The organism is Rhodanobacter sp. FW104-R8, assembly GCF_001617365.1.
Taxonomy (GTDB): Bacteria; Pseudomonadota; Gammaproteobacteria; order Xanthomonadales; family Rhodanobacteraceae; genus Rhodanobacter.
The window spans coordinates 165,452-187,709 of sequence record NZ_LVJR01000029.1 but is presented as its reverse complement, the minus strand read 5'-3'; the positions used below and the strand labels follow the sequence as shown (position 1 = coordinate 187,709).

At 68.4% G+C, this 22,258-nt stretch carries 20 protein-coding genes, 1 tRNA gene and 1 pseudogene; 18 read left to right on the top strand and 4 right to left on the bottom strand.

The features are described from left to right. Positions 1-5 precede the first annotated feature (5 nt). The 6 genes from pheT (at position 6) to RHOFW104R8_RS10555 (ending at position 4,610) form a co-directional block, all read left to right on the top strand. Positions 6-2,435: a phenylalanine--tRNA ligase subunit beta gene (gene pheT, locus RHOFW104R8_RS10580; RefSeq protein WP_068096397.1), complete on the top strand. Its 2,430-nt coding sequence runs from the start codon at positions 6-8 to the stop codon at positions 2,433-2,435. Between the two features lies 1 nt (position 2,436). Then, positions 2,437-2,736, top strand: a complete 300-nt coding sequence (gene ihfA / locus RHOFW104R8_RS10575) for an integration host factor subunit alpha (protein WP_063089695.1) — start codon at positions 2,437-2,439, stop codon at positions 2,734-2,736. Beyond that, complete coding sequence (locus tag RHOFW104R8_RS10570) at positions 2,717-3,073, top strand: MerR family transcriptional regulator (protein ID WP_068096398.1); 357 nt, start codon at positions 2,717-2,719, stop codon at positions 3,071-3,073. The genes ihfA and RHOFW104R8_RS10570 overlap by 20 nt, the downstream gene beginning before the upstream one ends. A gap of 50 nt (positions 3,074-3,123) precedes the next feature. Next, positions 3,124-3,200 (top strand) — tRNA-Pro (locus RHOFW104R8_RS10565). Between the two features lie 146 nt (positions 3,201-3,346). Continuing rightward, complete coding sequence (locus RHOFW104R8_RS10560; protein ID WP_068096399.1) at positions 3,347-4,096, top strand: hypothetical protein; 750 nt, start codon at positions 3,347-3,349, stop codon at positions 4,094-4,096. A gap of 178 nt (positions 4,097-4,274) precedes the next feature. Beyond that, on the top strand, positions 4,275-4,610 hold the full coding sequence (locus tag RHOFW104R8_RS10555; RefSeq protein ID WP_068096400.1) for a hypothetical protein: 336 nt from the start codon (positions 4,275-4,277) through the stop codon (positions 4,608-4,610). A 57-nt stretch (positions 4,611-4,667) separates the two neighbouring features. On the opposite strand, the gene serA is transcribed toward RHOFW104R8_RS10555, so the two are convergent. After that, complete coding sequence (serA, locus tag RHOFW104R8_RS10550) at positions 4,668-5,900, bottom strand: phosphoglycerate dehydrogenase (RefSeq protein ID WP_068096401.1); 1,233 nt, start codon at positions 5,898-5,900, stop codon at positions 4,668-4,670. 122 nt (positions 5,901-6,022) lie between these two features. On the opposite strand from serA, the gene RHOFW104R8_RS10545 reads away from it, so the two are divergent. Together RHOFW104R8_RS10545 and pip are read left to right on the top strand one after the other, a co-directional pair. Then, positions 6,023-7,414 carry an FAD-binding oxidoreductase gene (locus RHOFW104R8_RS10545; protein WP_068096403.1) on the top strand — a complete coding sequence of 464 codons (1,392 nt, stop codon included), beginning with the start codon at positions 6,023-6,025 and terminating at the stop codon, positions 7,412-7,414. Between the two features lie 62 nt (positions 7,415-7,476). Further along, positions 7,477-8,436: a prolyl aminopeptidase gene (gene pip / locus RHOFW104R8_RS10540; RefSeq protein WP_068096405.1), complete on the top strand. Its 960-nt coding sequence runs from the start codon at positions 7,477-7,479 to the stop codon at positions 8,434-8,436. A 114-nt stretch (positions 8,437-8,550) separates the two neighbouring features. Here pip and upp read toward each other — a convergent pair whose 3' ends face one another. The 3 genes from upp to RHOFW104R8_RS10525 form a co-directional block, all read right to left on the bottom strand. Beyond that, the gene (gene upp / locus RHOFW104R8_RS10535) at positions 8,551-9,195 is read right to left on the bottom strand and encodes a uracil phosphoribosyltransferase (RefSeq protein WP_068096406.1); all 645 of its coding nucleotides are present in this window, start codon (positions 9,193-9,195) and stop codon (positions 8,551-8,553) included. A gap of 122 nt (positions 9,196-9,317) precedes the next feature. Further along, a complete protein-coding gene (locus RHOFW104R8_RS10530; RefSeq protein ID WP_068098865.1) occupies positions 9,318-9,701 on the bottom strand; it encodes a PsiF family protein in 384 nt (127 codons plus the stop codon). 151 nt (positions 9,702-9,852) lie between these two features. Next, a complete protein-coding gene (locus RHOFW104R8_RS10525) occupies positions 9,853-11,364 on the bottom strand; it encodes an aminotransferase class III-fold pyridoxal phosphate-dependent enzyme (protein ID WP_068090810.1) in 1,512 nt (503 codons plus the stop codon). A gap of 290 nt (positions 11,365-11,654) precedes the next feature. On the opposite strand from RHOFW104R8_RS10525, the gene RHOFW104R8_RS10520 reads away from it, so the two are divergent. From RHOFW104R8_RS10520 to RHOFW104R8_RS17815, 10 genes and pseudogenes are all read left to right on the top strand, one after another. Then, a complete protein-coding gene (locus RHOFW104R8_RS10520) occupies positions 11,655-12,584 on the top strand; it encodes an ABC transporter ATP-binding protein (RefSeq protein ID WP_068090809.1) in 930 nt (309 codons plus the stop codon). A gap of 1 nt (position 12,585) precedes the next feature. Further along, positions 12,586-13,374: an ABC transporter permease gene (locus tag RHOFW104R8_RS10515; RefSeq protein ID WP_068090807.1), complete on the top strand. Its 789-nt coding sequence runs from the start codon at positions 12,586-12,588 to the stop codon at positions 13,372-13,374. Between the two features lie 44 nt (positions 13,375-13,418). After that, complete coding sequence (locus RHOFW104R8_RS10510; protein WP_068090805.1) at positions 13,419-14,648, top strand: sensor histidine kinase; 1,230 nt, start codon at positions 13,419-13,421, stop codon at positions 14,646-14,648. Between the two features lie 75 nt (positions 14,649-14,723). Next, the gene (locus tag RHOFW104R8_RS10505) at positions 14,724-15,326 is read left to right on the top strand and encodes a response regulator transcription factor (RefSeq protein ID WP_068090802.1); all 603 of its coding nucleotides are present in this window, start codon (positions 14,724-14,726) and stop codon (positions 15,324-15,326) included. 66 nt (positions 15,327-15,392) lie between these two features. Further along, positions 15,393-16,424 carry a tRNA preQ1(34) S-adenosylmethionine ribosyltransferase-isomerase QueA gene (queA, locus tag RHOFW104R8_RS10500; protein WP_068090801.1) on the top strand — a complete coding sequence of 344 codons (1,032 nt, stop codon included), beginning with the start codon at positions 15,393-15,395 and terminating at the stop codon, positions 16,422-16,424. A gap of 129 nt (positions 16,425-16,553) precedes the next feature. After that, positions 16,554-17,696: a tRNA guanosine(34) transglycosylase Tgt gene (gene tgt / locus RHOFW104R8_RS10495; protein WP_068090800.1), complete on the top strand. Its 1,143-nt coding sequence runs from the start codon at positions 16,554-16,556 to the stop codon at positions 17,694-17,696. 165 nt (positions 17,697-17,861) lie between these two features. After that, entirely contained in the window at positions 17,862-18,191 is a 330-nt protein-coding gene (gene yajC, locus RHOFW104R8_RS10490; RefSeq protein ID WP_068090799.1) for a preprotein translocase subunit YajC, read from the top strand. A gap of 100 nt (positions 18,192-18,291) precedes the next feature. Then, a complete protein-coding gene (gene secD, locus RHOFW104R8_RS10485; RefSeq protein ID WP_068090798.1) occupies positions 18,292-20,175 on the top strand; it encodes a protein translocase subunit SecD in 1,884 nt (627 codons plus the stop codon). A 71-nt stretch (positions 20,176-20,246) separates the two neighbouring features. Next, a complete protein-coding gene (gene secF / locus RHOFW104R8_RS10480; RefSeq protein WP_068090797.1) occupies positions 20,247-21,209 on the top strand; it encodes a protein translocase subunit SecF in 963 nt (320 codons plus the stop codon). Positions 21,210-21,425: 216 nt separating this feature from the next. Continuing rightward, a pseudogene (locus RHOFW104R8_RS17815) lies at positions 21,426-22,232 on the top strand (sterol desaturase family protein); the annotation flags it as partial. Positions 22,233-22,258 lie beyond the last annotated feature (26 nt).

Here is a 22,258-nt window from a genome sequence, read left to right as displayed (position 1 = left end):
ACGACATGAAATTTTCCGAAAACTGGCTGCGCGAGCTGGTCGAGATCCGGGCGGACCGCGCCACCCTGGCCCGTGCGCTGACCATGGCCGGCCTCGAAGTCGAAGAGCTCACCCCGCTGGGCGATGGCCTTGATGGCGTGGTGGTGGCCGAGATCGTCGCCGCCGAAAAACACCCGGAAGCCGACCGCCTGCGGGTGTGCAAGGTGGATGCGGGGCAGGGCGCGCCGCTCACGATCGTCTGCGGCGCGCCGAATGCGCGCGTGGGCATCAAGGTGCCGCTGGCCACGGTGGGCGCGGTCCTGCCGGGCGGCATCACGATCAAGGCGGCCAAGCTGCGCGGCGTGGAGTCGTTCGGCATGTTGTGCTCGGCCAAGGAGCTGGGCCTCGACGCCGACGCCTCGGGCCTGCTGGAGTTGCCGCCGGATGCGCCGGTCGGCCAGCCGCTGGCGGGCTACCTCGGCCTGCCCGATGCCAGCATCGAGCTGAAGCTCACCCCGAACCGTCCGGATTGCCTGGGCCTCTACGGCCTCGCGCACGACGTGGCCGCGCTGTTCGGCAGCCGCGTGAAAACCGGCGAGCAGGGGCCGGCAGCGGTGACCAGCGAGGCCCGTCGCGGCATCCGGCTGGAAGCCGGCAAGGATGCGCCGCGCTATCTCGGCCGCATCGTCGAGGGCATCGACCCGGCCGCACGCACGCCGCTGTGGCTGGCCGAGCGCCTGCGCCGTGCCGGCCTGCGCCCGATCAGCGCGGTGGTCGACGTCACCAACTACGTGATGCTGGAACTGGGCCAGCCGCTGCATGCGTTCGACAACGACACGCTGGAAGGCGACGTCGTGGTGCGCCACGCGCGCAGCGGCGAGACGCTGAAGCTGCTCGACGGCTGCGAGGCGAAGCTGGACGAAGGGTTCGTGCTGGTCGCCGACGAGAAGAAGCCACTGGCGGTAGCCGGCGTGATGGGCGGCTACGATTCGCGCGTCACCGACGCCACCCGCAACGTCTTCCTGGAGTCCGCGCACTTCGCGCCGGCCGCGATCATGGGCCGTGCCCGCAAGCTGGGCCTGCACACCGATGCCTCGCACCGCTTCGAGCGCGGCGTCGATCCCGAGCTGCCGCATCGTGCGCTGGAGCGTGCCACCGAATTGCTGCTGGCGATCGCCGGCGGCCGGGCCGGCCCCGTGCTGGTGGCGGAGAACCCGGCCGACCTGCCGCGGCCCGCGCCGGTCCCCTTGCGTCGTGCGCGCCTGAAGCGCGTGCTCGGCGTGGACGTGGCCGATGCCGAAGTGGTACGCATCTTCACCGCGCTGGGCATGCGGGTGGAGGCGACCGCCGACGGCTGGCGGATCACCGCGCCAAGCAGCCGCTTCGACATCGAGCGCGAGGAGGACCTGATCGAGGAGGTCGCGCGGATCTTCGGCTACGACAACATTCCCACCGCGACGCCGGCCGGCGCGCTGACCCTGGCGATCGAGCCGGAGGCGCGCATCGGCGAGCTGGCGCTGCGCGAGCAACTGGCCGCGCGCGACTACTACGAGGCCGTCAATCTGTCGTTCGTGGCGGCCGACCTGCTGGCGGACTGGGGCTTCACCGAGCGGCTGGTGCCGCTGGCCAATCCGCTGTCGGCCGACCTGGCGATCATGCGGCCATCGTTGCTGCCGGGGCTGATCGAGGCGCTGCGCCACAACCGCGCGCGCCAGCAGGAGCGGGTGCGGCTGTTCGAGCTGGCGCGGGTATTTCATCAAGGCGCATCCCCGCGCGAAGAACTGGCCATCCCTGGCCGGACTTCTCAACAAAGCGGTCCCCCGGTGGAAACGCCAAGCCTGGCCATCGTGGCCTGCGGCAATGCCCGTGCCGAGCAGTGGGGCGAGCTGGCGCGTGCGCTGGACTTCCACGACCTCAAGGGCGACCTGGACGCCCTGATCGCCTGGGGCGGCGAGCCGCGGCGCTGGTCGGTGCATGCCGACGGCCTGCCGGGCTGGCTGCATCCGGGTCGTGGCGCGCGGATCGTCCGCGATGGCGTGACGGCGGGCTACCTGGGCGCGCTGCACCCGCAGCTGGCCAGGGTGTTGGACCTGGGTGCCGACGTGCACGTGCTGGAGCTGGCCCTGGAGCCGCTGCTGGCGCGCCGCCTGCCGCAGGCACGGGCGGTGCCAAGGTTCCCCGCGGTGCGCCGCGACATCGCGGTGGACCTGCCGGAATCGGTCAGCTGGTCACAGATCGAGCAGACGGTCCGCCGCACGCTGGGCGAGCGACTGAAGGAATTGCGCCTGTTCGACCGCTACAGCGGCAAGGGAGTCGAAGCAGGCCGAAAAAGCCTCGCTATGGGCTTGATTTTGCAGGACGCTTCACGCACCCTTACCGACGACGACGCGGACCGTTGCGTACGTGAAGCGATAGCTGCGTTGGAGCAATCATGCAAGGCGAAGCTGCGAGGATGAGATGGCGCTGACCAAGGCGGAAATGGCCGAGCGGCTTTTCCTCGACGTGGGCCTCAACAAGCGCGAGGCGAAGGAATTCGTGGACGCCTACTTCGAGGTGGTCCGCGAAGCCCTGGAAAGCGGCGAGCAGGTGAAGCTGTCCGGTTTCGGCAACTTCGACCTGCGGCTGAAGAACCAGCGGCCGGGGCGCAACCCGAAGACCGGCGAGGAGATCCCGATCTCCGCCCGGCGCGTGGTGACGTTCCGGCCAGGGCAGAAACTCAAGGTAAGAGTCGAGGGCTATGCTGGACCAAGGGAATAACACCGAACTGCCTGCCATCCCGGCCAAGCGCTACTTCACCATCGGTGAGGTCGGCGAGTTGTGCGGTGTGAAGCCCCACGTGCTGCGCTACTGGGAGCAGGAGTTTCCCGCGCTCAATCCGGTCAAGCGCCGCGGCAACCGCCGCTATTATCAGCGCCACGACGTGCTGATGATCCGCCAGATCCGTTCGCTGCTGTACGACGAAGGGTTCACCATCACCGGCGCGCGCGCGCGGCTGGAAGGCCCGCAGGCGCGGATGGAGGCGAGCATGTCGCACCAGATCGTGCGCCAGGTGCGGATGGAACTGGAGGAAGTGCTGGCGCTACTGCGCCGCTGACTTCCGGACCGCCTGCACAAGCTGCTAGACTTGCCAGCTTGCCGTAGCGTCGGGGCGTAGCGCAGCCTGGTAGCGCATCTGCCTGGGGGGCAGAGGGTCGTCGGTTCGAATCCGGCCGCCCCGACCAATTCGGAAGATTCGACAGAAACGGCGCCCTGGCGCCGTTTCCTGTTTTCGCCGGCGGTGCATGCGGCCGGGCAAGACGGTGGTGCACCGGGTGCGTGCCGTGGGGTAGGCTCCGGCTGGAGCTTTCCACATCCGGGAGATACCGTCATGCCGTCGAACAGCTGTCATCCCTGCGCGCCGCACGTGAAGTTGAAGGCTCCCGACTGGTACGTTTCGGCGTTGATGCTGGATCGTGCGTTGGACGCGATCCTGCGACGGGTGAAGAAGCTCGACCGCACGCACGACATTCCCTACCTCGCCGGCTACAGCAAGGACGGCAAGACCATCTACATCGACCGTCACCTGCCGAAGAGCTTCACGTTCCGCGGGCGCACCGTCGAGGTGGACCGCTTCCTGATCCTGCACGAGGAAGTGGAAAAGACCCTGATCGACCAGTTGGGCCTGCACTATCTGCATGCGCACCAGATCGCGACGCGCGCCGAGGAAGCGGCGGTGAACGCCGAGCGGATCACCTGGGCCGCCTACGACCGCTTCATGCAGAAGTACGTGAAGTCGGTCGGCGACGAGCGCCTGACCAGGGTGCCGGCGGATCTCGACCTCAAGCCTTACCGCGATTACCACGACTACGACCTGCTGCAGCGGATGCTGCAGGGCATCGACGAGGGTCGGCTTTCCGGGCCGGACGCCAGCGCGAAGAAGCGCGACGAGTTGAAGGCCTATGCGGACGCGTTCCGCGAGGAGCGTCGCCTGGAGCGCAGCCGTGTCTCTGCCAAGTCGGCCGGCGCGCGCAAGGGATCGGCAGGCGCCGCCGCGGCGAAGCTGGCGTCGGAGAAAAAGATGGCGGCAGGCAGGCCTGCCCAAACCGGGCGGACACGCGTATCCGGCCGCTCCGGTTGACGCGAAGAGCGCATCGCTAATTCTTGCGTTCAGTCCCCAGGAAGGCATCTGAACCGCAGGCATGGGCGGCGCGTGCGACCCACTGGCGCCGCGTCGGAACAGCTCCGTAGGATGCGCCTCACGGACGCCGGTGGCGCCGGTGTCCGTCATCCCAAACCAGAACCGACGGAGACACACCATGAAGATCCAGTCCCTGCTTGTCGCCACCCTGCTGGTTGCCGTCGCGGGCACGACCGTGTGCGTCGCGAAGGACGTCGACACCAAGTGGCAGAAGCACCATCCGCGCCGCGAACAGGTCAACAACCGCCTGCATCGCCAGAACGCGCGCATCCATGAAGAAGTGAAGGAAGGCGACATGAGCAAGGCCCAGGCGGCCAAGCTGCACCAGGACGATCGCCAGATCCGCCAGGAAGAGCGCGACATGGCCAGCCAGGACCACAGCCACGTCACCAAGCAGGAACAGAAGACGCTGAACCAGCAGGAAAACCAGGTCAGCAAGGACATCGGCCACTGAGATCGGCCGGCGTGTCGCGGTGGTGACACGAGGGGCGCTGCGGCGCCCCTCGTGTCGTCAGTACAGCACGCGGCTACGCAGCGTGCCCGGGATCGCCGCCAGCTTCGCCTTCAGGTCGCTGGCCTGGGCCTCGTCGGCGCTGACGTCGATCACCACGTAGCCGACTTCGCCGTCGGTTTGCAGGAACTGCGCGTCGATGTTGATGTTGCCGGCCGAGAACAGTTCGTTGATGCGCGACAACATGCCCGGCACGTTGCGGTGGATGTGCAGCAGGCGGCGGCTGTGCGGGTGCTCGGGCAGGGTGACTTCCGGGAAGTTCACCGCCGACAGGGTCGAGCCGTTGTCGCTGTAGCGGATCAGCTTGCTGGCGACCTCGATGCCGATGTTGTCCTGCGCCTCCAGCGTGCTGCCGCCGATGTGCGGCGTGAGGATCACGTTGTCCATGCCGACCAGCGCCGAGACGAAGGGGTCGTCGTTGCCCTTGGGCTCGCTCGGGAACACGTCCACCGCCGCGCCGGCCAGGTGGCCCTCGCGCAGCGCCGCGGCCAGCGCGTCGATGTCCACCACGCTGCCACGCGAGGCGTTGATCAGCATCGCGCCGGCGCGCATCTTCGCCAGCTGCCCGTGGCGAATCATCAGCTGCGTGGCGGGGGTTTCCGGCACGTGCAGGGTGACCACATCGGCGCGCTCCAGCAGTTCGTCCAGGCTGGAGACGGCACGGGCATTGCCCAGCGCCAGCTTGGTCTCGATGTCGTGGAAGATCACCCGCATGCCCAGGCTCTCGGCCAGCACGCCGACCTGGGTGCCGATGTGGCCGTAGCCGACGATGCCCAGCACCTTGTCGCGGGTTTCGTAGCTGCCGCTGGCCGACTTGGACCAGCCGCCGCGATGGCACTGCGCGTTCTTCTGCGGGATGCCGCGCAGCAGCATGATCGCCTCGGCGATCACCAGTTCGGCCACGCTGCGGGTGTTGGAATAGGGCGCGTTGAACACGGGCACGCCGAGCTTGCGCGCGGCGCCCAGGTCCACCTGGTTGGTGCCGATGCAGAAGCAGCCCACGGCGATCAGCCGCTTGGCCTGCGCCAGCACCTCGGCAGTGAGCTGGGTACGCGAGCGGATGCCGATGATGTGCGCGTCGCTGATGCGCGCCTTCAGTTCGGCTTCCGGCAACGATTTCGCATGCAGTTCGACCTGGCTGTAGCCGGCACGGTGGAAACTTTCGACCGCGCTGGCGCTGACACCCTCCAGCAGCAATACCTTGATGTCCTGGCGGGGGTAGGAGGTCTGCATCGTCGGTCCTGGCAAGGGGTGGAGGCCCTACTATGCCAGAGTCGGAGACGATTTGCGGCACTGCAACACTGGACGCGGCGCGAGGCGGCTGGCAGGCTGTGGGCATGATTCCGGAGCCCAGCATGTCCGACCCTCGCCTCACCGAATTGTCCGGCTGCTTGCCCGGGCTGCGCCTGCTCACCGCATCCGCCGACCTGGAGCATTACGGCCGCGACTGGACCCGCCGCTGGACGCCCGCGCCGCTGGCGGTCGCCCTGCCGGCCAGCACGGAAGAGGTGCTGGCGATCATGCGCTGGGCGAACGAGCGGCGCGTGGCGATCGTGCCGTCCGGCGGGCGCACCGGCCTGTCCGGCGGCGCGGTGGCGGCGAACGGCGAGCTGGTGCTGAGCCTGGAGCGGATGAACCGGGTGCTGGGTTTCGATGCCGTCGATCGCACGCTCAGCGTGCAGCCGGGGGTGATCCTGCAGCACGTGCACGAGGCCGCGCACGGGCATGGGCTGGTCTATCCGGTCGATTTTGCGGCGCGCGGCTCGTGCTCGATCGGCGGCAACATCGCCACCAATGCCGGCGGTATCCGGGTGATCCGCTACGGCAATACGCGCGAGTGGATCGCCGGGCTGAAGGTGGTCACCGGCCACGGTGAATTGCTAGAACTCAACCGCGGCCTGATCAAGAACTCCAGCGGCTACGATTTCCGCCAGCTGATGGTCGGCTCGGAGGGCACCCTGGGCATCGTGGTGGAGGCCACGCTCAGGCTGACCGACCCGCCGCCGCCGTCGCAGGTGATGCTGCTGGCGCTGCCGGACATGGATGCGTTGATGCAAGTGTTCGCGCTGTTCCGTACGCGGCTGCCGCTGCAGGCGTTCGAGTTCTTCACCGACCACGCGCTGCGGCACGTGCTGGCCCACGGCGCGCAGCGCGCCATCGCCGGCGACCACCCGTACTACGTGGTGACCGAGTTCGACGCGGCCGACGAACGGCAGCAGGAGGCCGCCCTGGCCGCGTTCGAGCAGGCGCTGGAGCGTGGCTGGGTCAGCGACGGCGTGATCGCGCAGAGCGAGGCGCAGGCTGCCGCGTTGTGGCGGCTGCGCGAGGGCATCACCGAAAGCCTGGCGCCGTGGCGGCCGTACAAGAACGACGTGTCGGTGCGGATCAGTGCGGTGCCGGCGTTCCTGCACGAGATGCAGGCGCTGCTGGCGCGCGAGTATCCGCGGGCCGAGGTGGTCTGGTTCGGCCATATCGGCGACGGCAACCTGCATATCAACGTCTTGCGCCCGGACGGCCTGGCCGAGGACGCGTTCATCGCCCAGTGCGAACACGTCACCGCGTTGCTGGCCGCGACGCTGCAGCGCCACGGCGGCAGCATCTCGGCCGAGCACGGCATCGGCCTGGTCAAGCGGGCGTATCTGGACAGCACCCGCAGCGCGGCGGAAATCGCGCTGATGCGGGGCGTGCGCAAGGTGTTCGATCCCAACGGTATCCTCAATCCGGGCAAGCTGTTCGCGGACGGCTGAAGGCCCGCAAGCCGCGCCCGTGCTAGGCTTGGCGGCTTGTCTGTTGATTCGAGGGAGCCGTCATGCCGTCGTCGCCGCTGCGTTCGTTGTATCCCGAGATCGAGTCGTTCGACAGCGGCTTCCTGCCGGTCTCGCCGCTGCACACGCTGTACTACGAGCAGAGCGGCAACCCGCACGGCAAGCCGGTGGTGTTCCTGCACGGCGGCCCGGGCGGCGGCACCAATCCGAAATGCCGGCGCTTCTTCGACCCGGCGGTCTACCGCATCGTGCTGTTCGACCAGCGCGGTTGCGGCCGGTCCACGCCGCACGCCGAACTGGCCGACAACACCACCTGGGACCTGGTCGCCGACATCGAGCGCGTGCGCCGGCATCTGGGGATCGACCGCTGGCAGGTGTTCGGCGGCTCGTGGGGCTCCACGCTGGCGCTGGCCTATGCGCAGACGCATCCGGACAAGGTCACCGAGCTGGTGTTGCGCGGCATCTTCATGCTGCGCCGCTGGGAGCTGGAGTGGTTCTACCAGAAGGGCTGCGACGCGCTGTATCCGGATGCGTGGGAAACCTATCTGGCGGCGATCCCCGAAGTGGAGCGCGGCGACCTGATCAGCGCCTACCACCGCCGCCTGACCGGCCCGGACGCGAAGGCGCGCATCGACGCGGCGCGCGCCTGGTCGGTATGGGAGGGCGCCACCAGCTTCCTGTGGCAGGACAAGTCGCACATCGAGTCCAGCGCCGAGGACGAGTTCGCGCTGGCTTTCGCGCGCATCGAGTGCCACTACTTCGTCAACGGCGGCTTCTTCGAGCACGACGACCAGTTGCTGCGCAACGTCGAGCGCATCCGCAACATCCCGGCGGTGATCGTGCAGGGCCGCTACGACGTGGTCTGTCCGCTGCGCAGCGCGTGGGACCTGCATCGCGCCTGGCCCGAGGCCGACCTGCGCATCGTGCAGGATGCCGGCCACTCGGCGTTCGAGCCGGGCAACGTGCACGAGCTGGTGGAGGCGACCGACCGCTTCCGCCGCTGAGGCGAGCGATGGCGGGTAGGAGCCCGCTTGCGGGCGATGCTCCTGCCTTGATCGCCATTTGGGGTCGGGCAAAAGCATCGCCCGCAAGCGGGCTCCTACGCTGTAGGTGTCGGGTCAATCGTTCGCCGGCAACTGCTTGGTGCCGAAGATCTTGTCGCCGGCGTCGCCGAGGCCGGGCAGGATGTAGCCGTGCTCGTTCAGGCGTTCGTCGATCGCGGCGGTGTAGATCTCGATCTCGGGATGCACCGCCTCGATGCGCTTCAGGCCTTCCGGCGCGGCGACCAGGAACAGCCCCTTGATGCGCTTGCAGCCCGCCGCCTTCAGCATCTCGACGGTGGCGACCAGGGTGCCGGCGGTGGCCAGCATCGGGTCCACGATCAGGGCGATGCGCTCGTCCATGCGGCCGCTGAGTTTTTCGTAGTAGGCGACCGGCTGCAGCGAATGCTCGTCGCGCTGCAGGCCGACCACGCTGACCTTGGCGGCCGGGATCATGTCGAGCACGCCGGGCAGCATGCCCAGGCCGGCGCGCAGGATCGGCACGATGGTGATCTTCTTGCCCTTGATCCGGTGCACCAGCAACGGGCCGGCCCAGCCCTGGATCTGCTCCTCGACGGTTTCCAGGTCCTTGGTGGCCTCGTAGGTGAGCAGCGCGGCGACCTCGGAGGCCAGCTCGCGGAAATCCTTGGTGCTGATGCCGGCGCGGCGCATCAGGCCGAGCTTGTGCTGGATCAGCGGATGGCGGACTTCGGCGATCTTCATGGGCGGCTGTCTTCCGGGCGTCGGGGGCGCGACAGTCGGGGAGCTTAACGAAGCGGCCCCGCCGGCGCACGCATGGACATGCATGCGCCGGCGGGGCCGGAGAGGCGACGGGAGCCGGGGTATTACGGAGTGGCGGGGGCGCCCTTGAGACAGCTGCTCATGAACGCCTTGCGATCCGTGCCCTTGAGCGCCTTCGTCTTGGCGTCGGCATTGCAGGACTTCATTTTCTCCTGCTGGGTCTCATGGGCCGCAGGCATCGCGGCGGGTGCCGCGGCGGCAGGAGTGGCGGCGGCGGTGCTCTGGCCTTTCAGGCAGGAGCTCATGAAGGCCTTGCGCTCGTCGCCTTTCTTGCCGGTCGCCTGCTTGTTGCAGTCGACCATGCGTTGCTGCTGGGCGGAATGCGGCTTGGCGGCTGACGGGGCGGTGCTGGCCGGAGCAGCCGCGAAGGCGGCGCCGGCGAAGGCGAGGGTGGCGCTGATGGCAAGCAGACGAAGTGACAACGACATGGTGACTCCTCCCTGGTGACCGGCGATTGCCGGCCCTGTCAGTCTATGCAGGGCGGACGCCGCCACGGCAGTCCGTAAAACCTTGCGTGCATGAAGTATTCAGCTGCGGCGACGTGTCGTACATCGCCGCAGCCGGTGTGGGCCTCTGTCGTCAGGCGGCCTCGGCCTTGGCCTTGCGCGGGCCTTCCAGCAGCGCCTTGCGCACGTGGGCGACGATCAGGTCGATCTCCGCGCTGGTGACGTTGAAGTGCGGGGTGAAGCGCAACGAGTTGATGCCGCCGTGGATCACGCCGACGCCGTGCTCGCGCAGGTATTCCTCGGTGGAGCCGGTGCCGTAGCACTTGTACTCCGGCGCCAGTTCGCAGGAGAACAGCAGGCCGGTGCCCTGCACCTTGGTGATCAGGCCACCCAGCTCGCCCTTCAGCGCGTTGAGCTTGTCGACGAATTCCTTGCCGCGCTCGCGGATGTTGCTGCGCACCTGGTCACTGAGTTCGCCCAGCGTGGCCAGCGCCACGTCCAGCGCGCGCGGGTTGGCGGTCATGGTGTTGCCGTAGATGCCCTTGCGGTACAGCCCGGCGGCGCGCTCGCCGACGGCCAGCACCGACAGCGGGTACTGGCCGGCGTTGAGCGCCTTGGAGAAGGTCTCCATGTCCGGCGGCGGCAGGCCCTCGAAGCCGGGGTAGTCGACGAACGACAGCACGCCATGGGCGCGCAGGCCCGCCTGGATCGAGTCGACCAGCAGCAGGGTGCCGTGCGATTCGGTGAGTGCGCGGGCGGCCTTGTAGAACTCCGGCGTCACCGCGCGGCCGGGGTCGCCTTCGCCCATCACCGGCTCGAGGAACATCGCCTCGATGAACCAGCCGTGCTTGTCGGCGTCGGCGAACACCGCCTTCAGCTGTTCGACGCTGTACGGCTCGACCGTGATCAGGGTGTCCTCGTGGCGGTAGCTTGCGAGGTTCTGCTGGTAGGTCTTGCGGCTGGAGTCGGAATACAGCGCCGGCGCCTCGGTGCGGCCGTGGAACGCGCCCTTCACCGCGAGGCGCTTGATCGTGCGGCCGGCATGGCGGCCGCCGGCATCGGTCATCGCCTTGGCGTTGACGTCGGCGATGCGGCAGGCCAGCGAGACCGACTCGGAGCCGGAGTTCAGGCACAGGTAGCGCGCGTACGGGCTGCCGCCGCGGCTGCGGCCCAGCTCCCTGTTCAGCGCCGCGGTGAAGCGCAGTTGCGAGACGCTGGGAGTCATCACGTTCGCCATCACCTGCGGACGCGCCAGCGCAGCCTCGATCGCCGGGTTGTTGTGGCCGAAGCCGAGCATGCCGTAGCCGCCGTTGTCGTGCACCACGGCGCCCTTCAGGGTGACGATCCACGGGCCGCGCGCGGCCGCCGGCAGGTACGGGTTGATCGCGTCGTCCGGGTAGAAGTTGACGAAGCCGGCCTGCGCCCGGGCGAGCTGCTCGGTTTCATCCAGCTTGAGGAAATCAGCCATGCCAGCCGCACCCAGCTCGGCGCGCAGCTCGCGATGGCGTGCCACCGCTTCGGCGATCGCCTCGCTCAACAGGGGATCGCTCGCCGCCATGCGCTCGATGATGGCGTCGCCCAGGCCGGTGGTCCGCGGCTTGCCGCCGAATTCGCGCAGTTCGCGCAGCTGGTTGATCACACCCATGATGAATCCTCCGTAGCTCCGCCGGGCGGCACGGCGTGCCGGATCGGCGGATATTGGTTGATACGCGGCGGGAACCCAGGTGGAACGCATTTCCCCGGGATGTTCGGCGTTCATGCCGCCGTCCGGCGTGCTTCCGGGAGCCCCGACGCTTGTCAGGATACCCCGCGGCGCAGGCCGCCGTAACCCCGTGCCGCCGCAGCGGGTGACGGCTGTCATCCGCGCCGGTTGACGCCGGCGACTGTCGGCCGGGGCCGGGTGCAGCCCAGGATGCACGGCAGCGGAGGACTTCCATGCCACACGCCCACGACCCGATCGCCCGCCTCGACGGCGCCATCAAGCACTACGGCCGGCTCACTGCGCTGGCCGGCGCCGACCTGCAGCTGCACCGCGGCGAACTGCTGGCCCTGCTCGGCCCCAACGGCGCCGGCAAGACCACCGCGATCGGCCTGCTGCTGGGCCTGCTTCGCGCCGACGGCGGCAGCGTGGAGCTGTTCGGCCAGGATCCGCAGCGGATCGAGGCGCGCCGCCGGATCGGCGTGATGCTGCAGAACGCCGCGTTGCCGCCCACGTTGCGCGTGGGCGAGCTGCTGCGGCTGACCGCCAGCTACTACCCGAGCCCGCGCACGCTGCAGGAGTCGGCCGAGCTGGGCGGCGTCGCCGACCTGCTCCGGCGGCCCTACGCGAAACTTTCCGGCGGCCAGCAGCGCCGCGTGCAGTTCGCGCTGGCGCTGTGCGGCCGGCCCGAACTGCTGTTCCTCGACGAGCCGACCGTGGGCATGGACATCGAGGTGCGACAGAGGCTGTGGGCGGCGATCCGCCGGCTGGTCGCCGAGGGTTGCGCGGTGCTGCTGACCACGCACTACCTGGAAGAGGCCGAGGCGCTAGCCGACCGCGTCTGCGTGATGTCGCGCGGACGGATGATCCATCAAGGCACGGTCGACGAGCTGCGCGCGCGGGTGGCGCTGAAACGCGTGCGCTGCCTCGGCACGGTCCCGCTCGAGGTGGTGCGGGGCTGGCCCGAGGTCAGCGAGGCGCGTCGGGAAAACGAACGCCTGCACATCGGGACCGCCGAGGCCGAGGCCGTGGTGAGGCGCCTGCTCGACGCCGACCCGCAACTGCGCGAACTGGAAGTGCAGCGCGCCGGCCTGGCCGAGGCGTTCACCGAACTCACCCGCGACGCCGCCGGGGTCGCGGCCAACGATCAGCGCGAGGCTGCCTGAGATGGAAACCGTCATGCCTGCCAACGAAGCGGCCCCGCCGGCGATGCCGCACTGCCGTGTCATCGGCGCCTACCTGGAGGAGGCCCGCAGCGAATGCCTGCGCTACCTGCGCGCCCCCGGCTTCATGCTGCCGGTGATGCTGTTTCCGGCGATGTTCTACCTGCTGTTCGGCGTGCTGATGGCGAAGTCGAACGGCGCCGACGCAGCGCGCTACCTGCTGGCCAGCTACGGCGTGTTCGGCGTGATGAGCCCGGGCCTGTTCGGTTTCGGCGTGTCGCTGGCGCTGGAGCGCGACGGCGGCCTGCTGACCTTCAAGCGCGCGCTGCCGATGCCGCCGGGTGCCTACCTGCTGGGCAAGATGCTGATGGCGATGGTGGCTGCCGGAGTGCTGATCCTGCTGCTGCTGGCGATGGCGCTGTCGCTGGGCCACGTGGCGCTGGCCCCGGCGCAGGCCGGGGCGCTGCTGCTCACCGGCATGCTCGGCGTGCTGCCGTTCTGCGCGCTGGGCATGTTCGTCGGCACCCTGATCAAGGGCCAGGGCGCGCCCGGCATGCTTAACCTGATCTACCTGCCGATGTCGTTCCTGTCCGGCCTGTGGATGCCGCTGCCGATGCTGCCGGCGTTCCTGCAGCGGATCGCGCCGGTGTGGCCGAGCTACCACCTGGACCGGCTGGCGCTGGCGGCGGTGGGCATGAACGAGGGCCCGCTGCGTGGCCATGTGCTGGCGCTGATCGGCTTTGCCGCGGCCTTCCTTTTGATGGCGGCGCGGCGCTTGCGCCGGTACGGTTGAAGTAGCATGCCCAGCAGAGCCGACCGCCAGCGACAGACCATGCCATGATCCCCGCCTCGATCGCCCGATGGTTCATGCCGGCACCCGATTCCGCGGTGGCCGACGACCTGCGCCGCGGCAAGTCGCCGTGGGCCGACAGCGTGCACCTGCTGTGGTCGCTGTGGATCTTCATCACGCCGCTGTTCGATCGTGGCCTGCATGGCTACACCCTGACGTGGCTGTTGTGCACGCTGGGCTCGTATCCGGTGTTCCTGCTGCTGTTCGCCAAGGTGCAGCTGGCTCCGCGGCGAACGGCGTATCTCCATGCGTGGGGCATGGCAGCGCTGTGTTTCGGCCTGCTGCGCTGGTATCCCAGCGGGCTCAGCTATTTCGTGTACGCCTGCGTGATGCTGACCCATTGCGACATCCGGCGCTTCCGCAGCTATGTGATCCAGGTGCTGCTGCTCAATGCCATCTACGTGGCGCTGGCCTGGTGGATCGGCTATCCGCAGTCGCTGCTGGTGATCATGCCGGTCACGGTGTTCGTGATCTGCACCATCGTCACGGTCGAGCAGATCCACCACGAGAAGGACGCTGCGCTCAGCCTTTCGCACGACGAGGTGCGCCGGCTCGCCGCCACGGCGGAGCGCGAACGGATCGGACGCGACCTGCACGACCTGCTCGGGCATACGTTGTCGCTGATCACGCTGAAGCTGGAACTGTCGCGCAAGCTGTTCGACCGCGACGTCGAGGCCGCCCGGCGCGAGGTCGAGGAAGCGGAAAAGGTCGCGCGGCACGCCCTGGCGGAAGTGCGCTGCGCCGTCACCGGCATCCGCGCCACCGATCTCGCCGCCGAGATGGCTTCGGCGCGGCTGCTGCTGGAATCCTCGCGGGTGCATCTGGATTACGGCGAGCTGCCCGCCGACCTGCCGGGCGACATCGAGCGTGGCCTGTCGCTGGTCTTGCGCGAGGCGGTGACCAACATCGCGCGCCACGCCGGTGCCAGCCGGGCCCGGGTCGAAATGGCGCGCGAGCGGGGCAGCGTCTGCCTGCAGATCAGCGACAATGGCCGCGGCGGCATCGCGAGCGACGGCAATGGCCTGAGCGGCATGCGCGAGCGGGTGCGCGCGCTCGGCGGCACGCTCGCGTTCGAGTCGCCGCGCGGCCAGGGATCGCGTCTGCGGGTGGTGGTGCCGCTGCCGATCATGCGCCTGGTCGAATCGTCCCGGTCGGCGCCGGATCCGTCGACGGCCGGGCCGCTGGCGCACCCGCTTCCGGATCGCCCCGTCGCGTGAGCCCATTCGTGTTCCCATGCCCGCACAGACCATGACGCCAATCCTTCACTCGCGCGGACGCCGTGGAGCCATCGCATGATCCGGGTGCTGCTGGCCGAGGACCAGGCGATGGTGCGCGGTGCACTGTCCGCGCTGCTGAACCTGGAGAGCGACATCGAGGTGCTCGGTTCCGCCGCCGACGGCGAGGCGGCGTGGCGCGAGCTGCAACGGCTGAAGCCCGACGTGCTGGTCACCGACATCGAGATGCCCGGCCTGACCGGGCTGGAACTGGCGCAGCGCATCCAGCGGCAGGGACTGCCGATCAAGGTGGTCATCGTCACCACGTTCGCGCGTCCCGGTTTCCTGCGCCGCGCGCTGGATGCCGGCGTGTCCGGCTACCTGCTGAAGGACGCTCCCGCCGAGAACCTCGCCGAGGCCTTGCGCACCGTGCATCGCGGCGGCCGCGCGATCGACCCGCAGCTGGCGCTGGAGGCATGGTCCGAAGCCGATCCGCTGAACGACCGCGAACGCCAGGTGTTGCGACTGGCCGGCGAAGGGCAGTCGGCGGGCGATATCGCCGCGCAGTTGAACCTGTCGCACGGCACCGTGCGCAATTACCTGTCCGAGGCGATCGGCAAGCTCGGCGTCGCCAACCGCATCGAGGCCTATCGGCTGGCGCGGCAAAAGGGCTGGTTGTAGGCGGTTGCGCCGGAATCGGCGCGCTGCGGGATAATGCCCCGTTCCCCGATCCCGGCCGCACCTGCCTTGAAGAAGTCCGATTTCGATTTCGACCTGCCGCCCGAGCTGATCGCGCAGGCGCCGCTGCCCGAGCGTTCGTCCAGCCGGCTGCTGCTGCTCGACGTGGCGGCGCAGTCGCGGCAGGACCGCCGGTTCCGCGAGCTGCCCGATTTCCTGCGGCCGGGCGACCTGCTGGTGTTCAACGACACCCGCGTGCTGCCGGCGCGGCTGTACGGGCGCAAGGACACCGGCGGCGCGGTGGAGATCCTGATCGAGCGGGTCACCGGCGCGCACGAGGCGGTGGTGCAGCTGGGCGTGAGCAAGAAGCCGAAGGAGGGCGCGCGGATCGAGCTGGCCGACGGCAGCCATGCGGTGGTGCTGGGCCGCGACGAGAGCTTCTTCCGGCTGCGTTTCGAGGCGCCGGAGCCGCTGGAGAAGCTGCTGCTGAAGCTGGGCGAGATGCCGTTGCCGCCGTACATCGTGCGGCACGCCGACGCCAGCGACATGGAGCGCTACCAGACCGTGTTCGCGCGCGAGCCCGGCGCGGTGGCGGCGCCCACCGCCGGCCTGCATTTCGACGAGGCGATCCTGGCCAGGCTGCGCGAGCGCGGCGTCGAGTTCGGCTACGTCACCCTGCATGTCGGCGCCGGCACGTTCCAGCCGGTGCGGGTGGACGACCTGAAGGACCACCGCATGCACCGCGAGTGGCTCAACGTCGGAGCGCACCTGATCGGACAGATCCGCCGCACCCGCGCGAACGGCGGGCGGGTGATCGCCGTCGGCACCACCGTGGTGCGCGCGCTGGAAAGCGCCAGCAAGGACGGCGAGCTGCACCCGTTCGCCGGCGAGACGCAGATCTTCATCTTCCCCGGCTACCGCTTCACCAGCATCGACGGCCTGATCACCAACTTCCACCTGCCGCAATCGACCCTGCTGATGCTGGTGTCGGCGCTGGCCGGGCGCGAGTTCATGCTCGGCGCGTACCGCCACGCGGTCGAGCAGCGCTACCGCTTCTTCTCCTACGGCGACGCCATGCTGATCCTGCCCCACGGCGTGTGATCGGCACGTCGCCTGTGTAGGAGCCCGCCCTGTGGGCGATGCTTTGGCGAGCCCGCATCGAGAGCATCGCCCACAGGGTGGGCTCCTACATGCAGTGCGGGGCCTGGCCAAACCCGCGATAATGCCTGGATGACTTCCCTCCAGTTCGACATCCACGCCACCGACGGCGCCGCCCGCCGCGGCCGCCTCGCGTTTGCCCGCGGCACGGTGGAGACGCCGGCGTTCATGCCGGTGGGCACCTACGGTTCGGTCAAGGCGATGACGCCGCGCGACGTCGGCGACATCGGCGCCGAGATCATCCTGGGCAACACCTTCCACCTGTTCCTCCGTCCGGGGCTGGAGGTCATCGGGAAGTTCGGCGGGCTGCACCGCTTCATCGGCTGGGACAGGCCGATCCTCACCGACTCGGGCGGTTTCCAGGTGTTCTCGCTGGCGCACAAGCGCAAGATCAGCGAGGAAGGCGTGACCTTCGCCTCGCCGGTGGACGGCTCGAAGGTGTTCCTGTCGCCGGAAGTGTCGATGCAGATCCAGACGACGCTCGACTCGGACATCGCGATGATCTTCGACGAGTGCACGCCGTATCCGGCCACCGAAAAGGTGGCGGCGGACTCGATGGAACTCAGCCTGCGCTGGGCCGAACGCTCGCGCCGCGCTTTCGACGAGCTGCAGCGTGTCGATTCAAAGCCGCCGAACGCGCTGTTCGGCATCGTGCAGGGCAGCGTGTACGAGAACCTGCGCCGGCGCTCGGCGGATGGCCTGGCGGGCATCGGTTTCGACGGCTACGCGGTGGGTGGCCTCGCCGTGGGCGAGCCGGAGGCCGAGCGCAACCATGCGCTGGACTTCACCGTGCCGCTGCTGCCGGCGGACCGGCCGCGCTACCTGATGGGCGTGGGCCGGCCGGAGGACATCGTCGAGGCGGTGCGCCGCGGCATCGACATGTTCGATTGCGTGATGCCGACCCGCAACGCGCGCAACGGCTTCCTGTTCACCGCCGAGGGCACGCTGCGCATCCGCAACGCGAAGTACGCCACCGACACCGGCGTGATCGAGGAAGGCTGCGACTGCTACGCCTGCAGCCACGGCTTCAGCCGCGCCTACCTGCGCCACCTCGACCGCTGCAACGAGATCCTCGGCAGCCAGCTCGCCACCGTGCACAACCTGCGCTACTACCAGCGCCTGATGGCCGGCCTGCGCGGGGCGATCGCCGACCGCACGCTGGAGGCGTTCGTGGCGGAGTTCTACGCCCGTCGCCGGGGCGCTGCGGTTTCGTAGGGGGCGCGAACCCGCCGAAATGGCCTTGCATCGGGTGCCGGCTGCCCTCATCAGGGATCAGCCAGCGGCATCGTGCATGGCCCGGGGGTGCATGGCATAATCGAGAATCTTTTATCGAGCGTTCAGCTGAAATCCCCGGCGGCGCCATAACTTGCGAGACAAACCATGAGTTTTCCGATCTCTCCCGTGATCGCCCAGGCTGCTCCGCAGCCGCAGGGCGGCGGCATGTCCATGATCATCATGATGGTGGTGCTGTTCGGCCTGATGTACTTCATGATGATCCGCCCGCAGATGAAGCGGCAGAAGGAGCATCGCGCGCTGATCGCCGGCCTGGCCAAGGGCGACGAGGTGGTCACCAACGGCGGCATCGCCGGGCGCGTGGACGAGGTGGGCGAGACCTTCATCACGGTCGAGATCGCGCCCAACGTGAAGGTCAAGGTGCAGAAAGCCGCGGTCCAGCAGGTGCTGCCCAAGGGCTCGTTGAAGTCCGCGTGAGCCGGCGGCACCCGAGGGTGATGCATTCCCATCGAAAGCGCGGCCACGGACGGCCGCTTCTTGACGTTCGCGATCACGGACGATCGCAAAGGACCGGATCATGAGTGATTTTCCCCGCTGGAAGTACGCGCTGGTCGCGTTGGTGATGCTGTTCGGCGTCATCTACGCCTTGCCGAATGCATTTCCCCCGGTGCCGGCGGTGCAGGTCACGGCCAACCGCGACGCACCGCCGATCGACCAGTCGGTGCAGCAGAAGGTGACCGCGGCGCTGACCGCCAAGAACATCGCGGTCACCCGGGTGTTCGTGGAGGGCGACCACCTGCTGGCCACGTTCGTCAACTCCGACGTGCAGAAGAGCGGCGCCGACGCGATCAAGGCGGCGCTGGGCGACGGCTACACGGTGGCGTTCAAGCTGCAGTCCAACGTGCCGGGCTGGCTTGGCGCGATCGGCGCCCGTGCGATGCCGCTGGGCCTGGATCTGCAGGGCGGCGTGCACTTCCTGATGCAGGTCGACCAGAAGGACGCGATCGAGAAGCAGGAAAACAGCTACGCCGACGACATCCGCGCGCTGCTGCGCGACAAGAACATCCGTTACGAATCGGTCACCCGCAATGCCGCGGGCGGCCAGGGCATCGCGGTGATCCTGCGCTCGGCCGACGACCGCTCCACCGCGTCCGACGCGATCGCCAACGAATACACCGACCTGCTGGTGTCCTCCGGCGCCAGCACCGGCGACCGCTACGTGCTGAACGTGACGGTCAAGCCCGAGAAGCTGCGCGAGCTGTCGCGCAGCGCGATCACCCAGAACCTGGGCACGCTGCGCAACCGCATCAACGCGCTGGGCGTGTCCGAGCCGCTGATCCAGCAGCAGGGCGACAGCCGCATCGTGGTCGAGCTGGCCGGCGTGCAGGACCCGACCGAGGCGAAGAAGCTGATCGGCGCGGTCGCCACCTTGCAGTACCGGCCCGGCATCGGCCAGCCCGGCGACCCCCGCGCGGCGGAAGCGGCGCGCACCGGCAACATCCCGCCGGATGCCAACCTGTACTACATGCGCGGCAGCAACCTGCCGGTGCTGGTGAGCAAGCAGATCATCGTGACCGGCAACCAGCTGGTGGATGCCTCCTCGGGCATCGACCAGCAGAGCGGCACGCCGAAGGTCGACGTCACCCTGAACGCGGCCGGCGCCAAGAAGATGGGCGACTTCACCAACGCCAACGTCGGCAAGCCGATGGCTGTGCTGTACGTGGAGCAGGTCTACGAGACGAAGGTGATCGACGGCAAGGAAGTGCGCGTGCCCAAGGTCACCGAGACGGTGATCAACGACGCCACCATCCAGAGCCCCTTCAGCAGGCAGTTCCAGACCACCGGCCTGGGCAGCCCGAAGGAGGCCTCCGACCTCGCCCTGCTGCTCAAGGGCGGCGCGCTGGCCGCGCCGATGGACATCGTCGAGGAAGGCGTGATCGGCGCCAGCCTGGGCCAGGACAACATCGACAAGGGCTTCAAGGCGGTGCTGCTGGGCCTGGCCCTGGTGCTGCTGGCGGCGGCGATCTACTACAAGCTGTTCGGCCTGGTCGCGGACATCGCGCTGTTCTTCAACCTGGTGATCCTGGTGGCGGTGATGTCGCTGATCGGCGTCACCCTGACCATGCCGGGCGTGGCCGGCATCGTGCTGACCCTGGGCATGGCGATCGACGCCAACGTGCTGATCTGCGAGCGCGTGCGCGAGGAACTGCGCAACGGCTCCAGTCCGCACGCGGCGATCCGCGCCGGTTACGAGAAGGCCTGGTCCACCATCCTCGACGCCAACGTCACCCACCTGATCGCCGCCCTGGCGCTGACCACGATGGGTACCGGCGCGATCAAGGGCTTCGGCGTGACGCTGATGATCGGCATCCTGACCTCGCTGTTCACCTCGGTGACGCTGACCCACGCGTTCACCGCGGCGATCCACGGCCACCGCAAGCTCAAGACGCTGTCGGTCTAGGGCTTATTGAATAGTGCGGCCATGGATGGCCGCTTTTGCCCGGAAATGGACTTCCATAGAGAGAATCCACCATGGAAATCTTCAATCACGACAGCAACATCCACTTCCTGGGGATGCGCAAGTACACCATTGCCATCGCCATTTTCCTGATGGTCGCCTCGGTCGGGCTGATCGCGTTCAAGGGCCTCAACTACGGGCTGGATTTCACCGGCGGCGTGTCGATGGTGGTCGACTACGACCAGTCGGTGGAGATCTCCGGGGTACGTGATGCGCTCGACAAGGGCGGCATCCACAACGCGATGGTGCAGAGCCTGGGCGGTACCCGTGAGGTGTCGATCCGCCTGCAGCCGAAGGACGACCCGGGTGCCGTCGACGCCGCCGGCAAGTTCAACCTCGATCGCATCGCCACCGACGTGATCAAGGTGCTGCATGTGTCCCGCCCGGATGCGCGGCTGAAGAGCCGCGACTACGTCAGCGCCCAGGTGGGCCAGGAATTGCGCAGCGACGGCACGGTGGCCGCGGTGTTCGTGATCCTCGGCATCATGGCCTACCTGTGGGTTCGCTTCGAGCGCCGCTTCGCGATCGCCGCGGTGATCACCGAGGTGCACGACACTTTGGTGACGCTGGGCATCCTCGCGCTGGTGCAGCGCGAGTTCGACATGACGGTGCTGGCTTCGGTGCTGGCGGTGATCGGCTATTCGATCAACGACAAGGTGGTGGTGTTCGACCGCATCCGCGAGCTGTTCCGGCTGGCGCGCAAGGCCGAGCCGGAGGAGATCCTCAACCGCTCGATCAACAACACCCTGTCGCGGACCATCATCACCTCGCTGTTCACCGGCATCACCATGGGCGCGCTGTACTTCTTCGGCGGCACCGCGGTGCACGGCTTCGCCATCACCATGCTGATCGGCATCGTGGTCGGCACGTTGTCCTCGATCTTCGTGGCCAGCCCGATCCTGCTGTGGCTGGGCGTGTCGAAGAAGGACCTGATGCCGGTCACCCGCGACAACCCGGAGCTGGCGCGGCGCCCATGAGTAACATCGCCCGCAAAGCGGGTGATTCCGCTGTTCTCTCCCCTGCTCGCAGGGGAGATGCCCACAGGGCAGAGGGGTAGCCCACGAAACGAAACGGCCCGGTCTCCACCGGGCCGTTCGTTTTTCAGGGGGCGCCATGCCGTCATCGCGAAAGCTTGCGACGGCCACGCCGCAGCCGGAGTCCTATAATCGGTCCGGCAGTCTCCTTCCCCGACCATGCACGCCATTCTCGCTCTCTGGTCGGCGGTGGTGAACTGGCTGGCGTTGCGCGTGGTCGAGCCGGTTCTCGCCGCCCTGCATCTTTCCCGACTGGTCGCCGACCCGCCGCACGAGATCGCGCAGTACTTCCTGCTCACCGCGATGCAGGTGACGATCATCGCCGGCGTGTTCAGGCCGCTGGAAGGCTTGTGGCCGGCGGAGCGCTGGGCCGACCGCCGCGCCACCGCGGTCGATCGCGCCTACACCCTGCTCAAGCTGTTCGGTGTGCTTCCGCTGTTCACCTATCTGGCGCTGCCGCCGCTGGCGCGGCCGATCGGCGGCGCGGGCGACAACACGGGCGGCGTGCTCAGCCTGCAGGGTCTGCTGCCATGGTTGGGGTGGCACCCGGTGCTGCTGTTCCTGGTCTATTACGCGTTCTACGACCTGGTGTACTACGCCATCCACCGCCTGCAGCACACGATCCCGTGGTGGTGGGCGCTGCACAGCCTGCATCACAGCCAGCGCCAGCTGGGCTGCTGGTCGAACGACCGCGACCACTACCTCGATGACTTGCTGGAGGCGCTGATCGTGGCCGCCGTCGCGCTGCTGGTCGGCGTGTCGCCCACTGACTACGTGCTGCTGGTGCTCAGCGGCGAGCTGCTGCAGAACCTCGACCACGCCAACCTGCGGCTGCGCTTCGGGCCGGTGCTGGACAAGTTGCTGGTCGACCCGCACTACCACCGGCTGCACCACATGCGGGTGGACCCGGACCGTCCCGGCCTGCATCACTGCAACTTCGCTTTCATCTTCCCGGTCTGGGACATCCTGTTCGGCACCGCGCTGTTCGTCGA

Excerpts from the sequence above, each read along its gene's own strand:
- pheT (WP_068096397.1), top strand. The coding sequence starts at position 6 with ATGAAATTTTCCGAAAACTGGCTGCGCGAGCTGGTCGAGATCCGGGCG.
- ihfA (WP_063089695.1), top strand. The coding sequence starts at position 2,437 with ATGGCGCTGACCAAGGCGGAAATGGCCGAGCGGCTTTTCCTCGACGTG.
- RHOFW104R8_RS10570 (WP_068096398.1), top strand. The coding sequence starts at position 2,717 with ATGCTGGACCAAGGGAATAACACCGAACTGCCTGCCATCCCGGCCAAG.
- RHOFW104R8_RS10560 (WP_068096399.1), top strand. The coding sequence starts at position 3,347 with ATGCCGTCGAACAGCTGTCATCCCTGCGCGCCGCACGTGAAGTTGAAG.
- RHOFW104R8_RS10555 (WP_068096400.1), top strand. The coding sequence starts at position 4,275 with ATGAAGATCCAGTCCCTGCTTGTCGCCACCCTGCTGGTTGCCGTCGCG.
- serA (WP_068096401.1), bottom strand. The coding sequence starts at position 5,900 with ATGCAGACCTCCTACCCCCGCCAGGACATCAAGGTATTGCTGCTGGAG.
- RHOFW104R8_RS10545 (WP_068096403.1), top strand. The coding sequence starts at position 6,023 with ATGTCCGACCCTCGCCTCACCGAATTGTCCGGCTGCTTGCCCGGGCTG.
- pip (WP_068096405.1), top strand. The coding sequence starts at position 7,477 with ATGCCGTCGTCGCCGCTGCGTTCGTTGTATCCCGAGATCGAGTCGTTC.
- upp (WP_068096406.1), bottom strand. The coding sequence starts at position 9,195 with ATGAAGATCGCCGAAGTCCGCCATCCGCTGATCCAGCACAAGCTCGGC.
- RHOFW104R8_RS10530 (WP_068098865.1), bottom strand. The coding sequence starts at position 9,701 with ATGTCGTTGTCACTTCGTCTGCTTGCCATCAGCGCCACCCTCGCCTTC.
- RHOFW104R8_RS10525 (WP_068090810.1), bottom strand. The coding sequence starts at position 11,364 with ATGGGTGTGATCAACCAGCTGCGCGAACTGCGCGAATTCGGCGGCAAG.
- RHOFW104R8_RS10520 (WP_068090809.1), top strand. The coding sequence starts at position 11,655 with ATGCCACACGCCCACGACCCGATCGCCCGCCTCGACGGCGCCATCAAG.
- RHOFW104R8_RS10515 (WP_068090807.1), top strand. The coding sequence starts at position 12,586 with ATGGAAACCGTCATGCCTGCCAACGAAGCGGCCCCGCCGGCGATGCCG.
- RHOFW104R8_RS10510 (WP_068090805.1), top strand. The coding sequence starts at position 13,419 with ATGATCCCCGCCTCGATCGCCCGATGGTTCATGCCGGCACCCGATTCC.
- RHOFW104R8_RS10505 (WP_068090802.1), top strand. The coding sequence starts at position 14,724 with ATGATCCGGGTGCTGCTGGCCGAGGACCAGGCGATGGTGCGCGGTGCA.
- tgt (WP_068090800.1), top strand. The coding sequence starts at position 16,554 with ATGACTTCCCTCCAGTTCGACATCCACGCCACCGACGGCGCCGCCCGC.
- yajC (WP_068090799.1), top strand. The coding sequence starts at position 17,862 with ATGAGTTTTCCGATCTCTCCCGTGATCGCCCAGGCTGCTCCGCAGCCG.
- secD (WP_068090798.1), top strand. The coding sequence starts at position 18,292 with ATGAGTGATTTTCCCCGCTGGAAGTACGCGCTGGTCGCGTTGGTGATG.
- secF (WP_068090797.1), top strand. The coding sequence starts at position 20,247 with ATGGAAATCTTCAATCACGACAGCAACATCCACTTCCTGGGGATGCGC.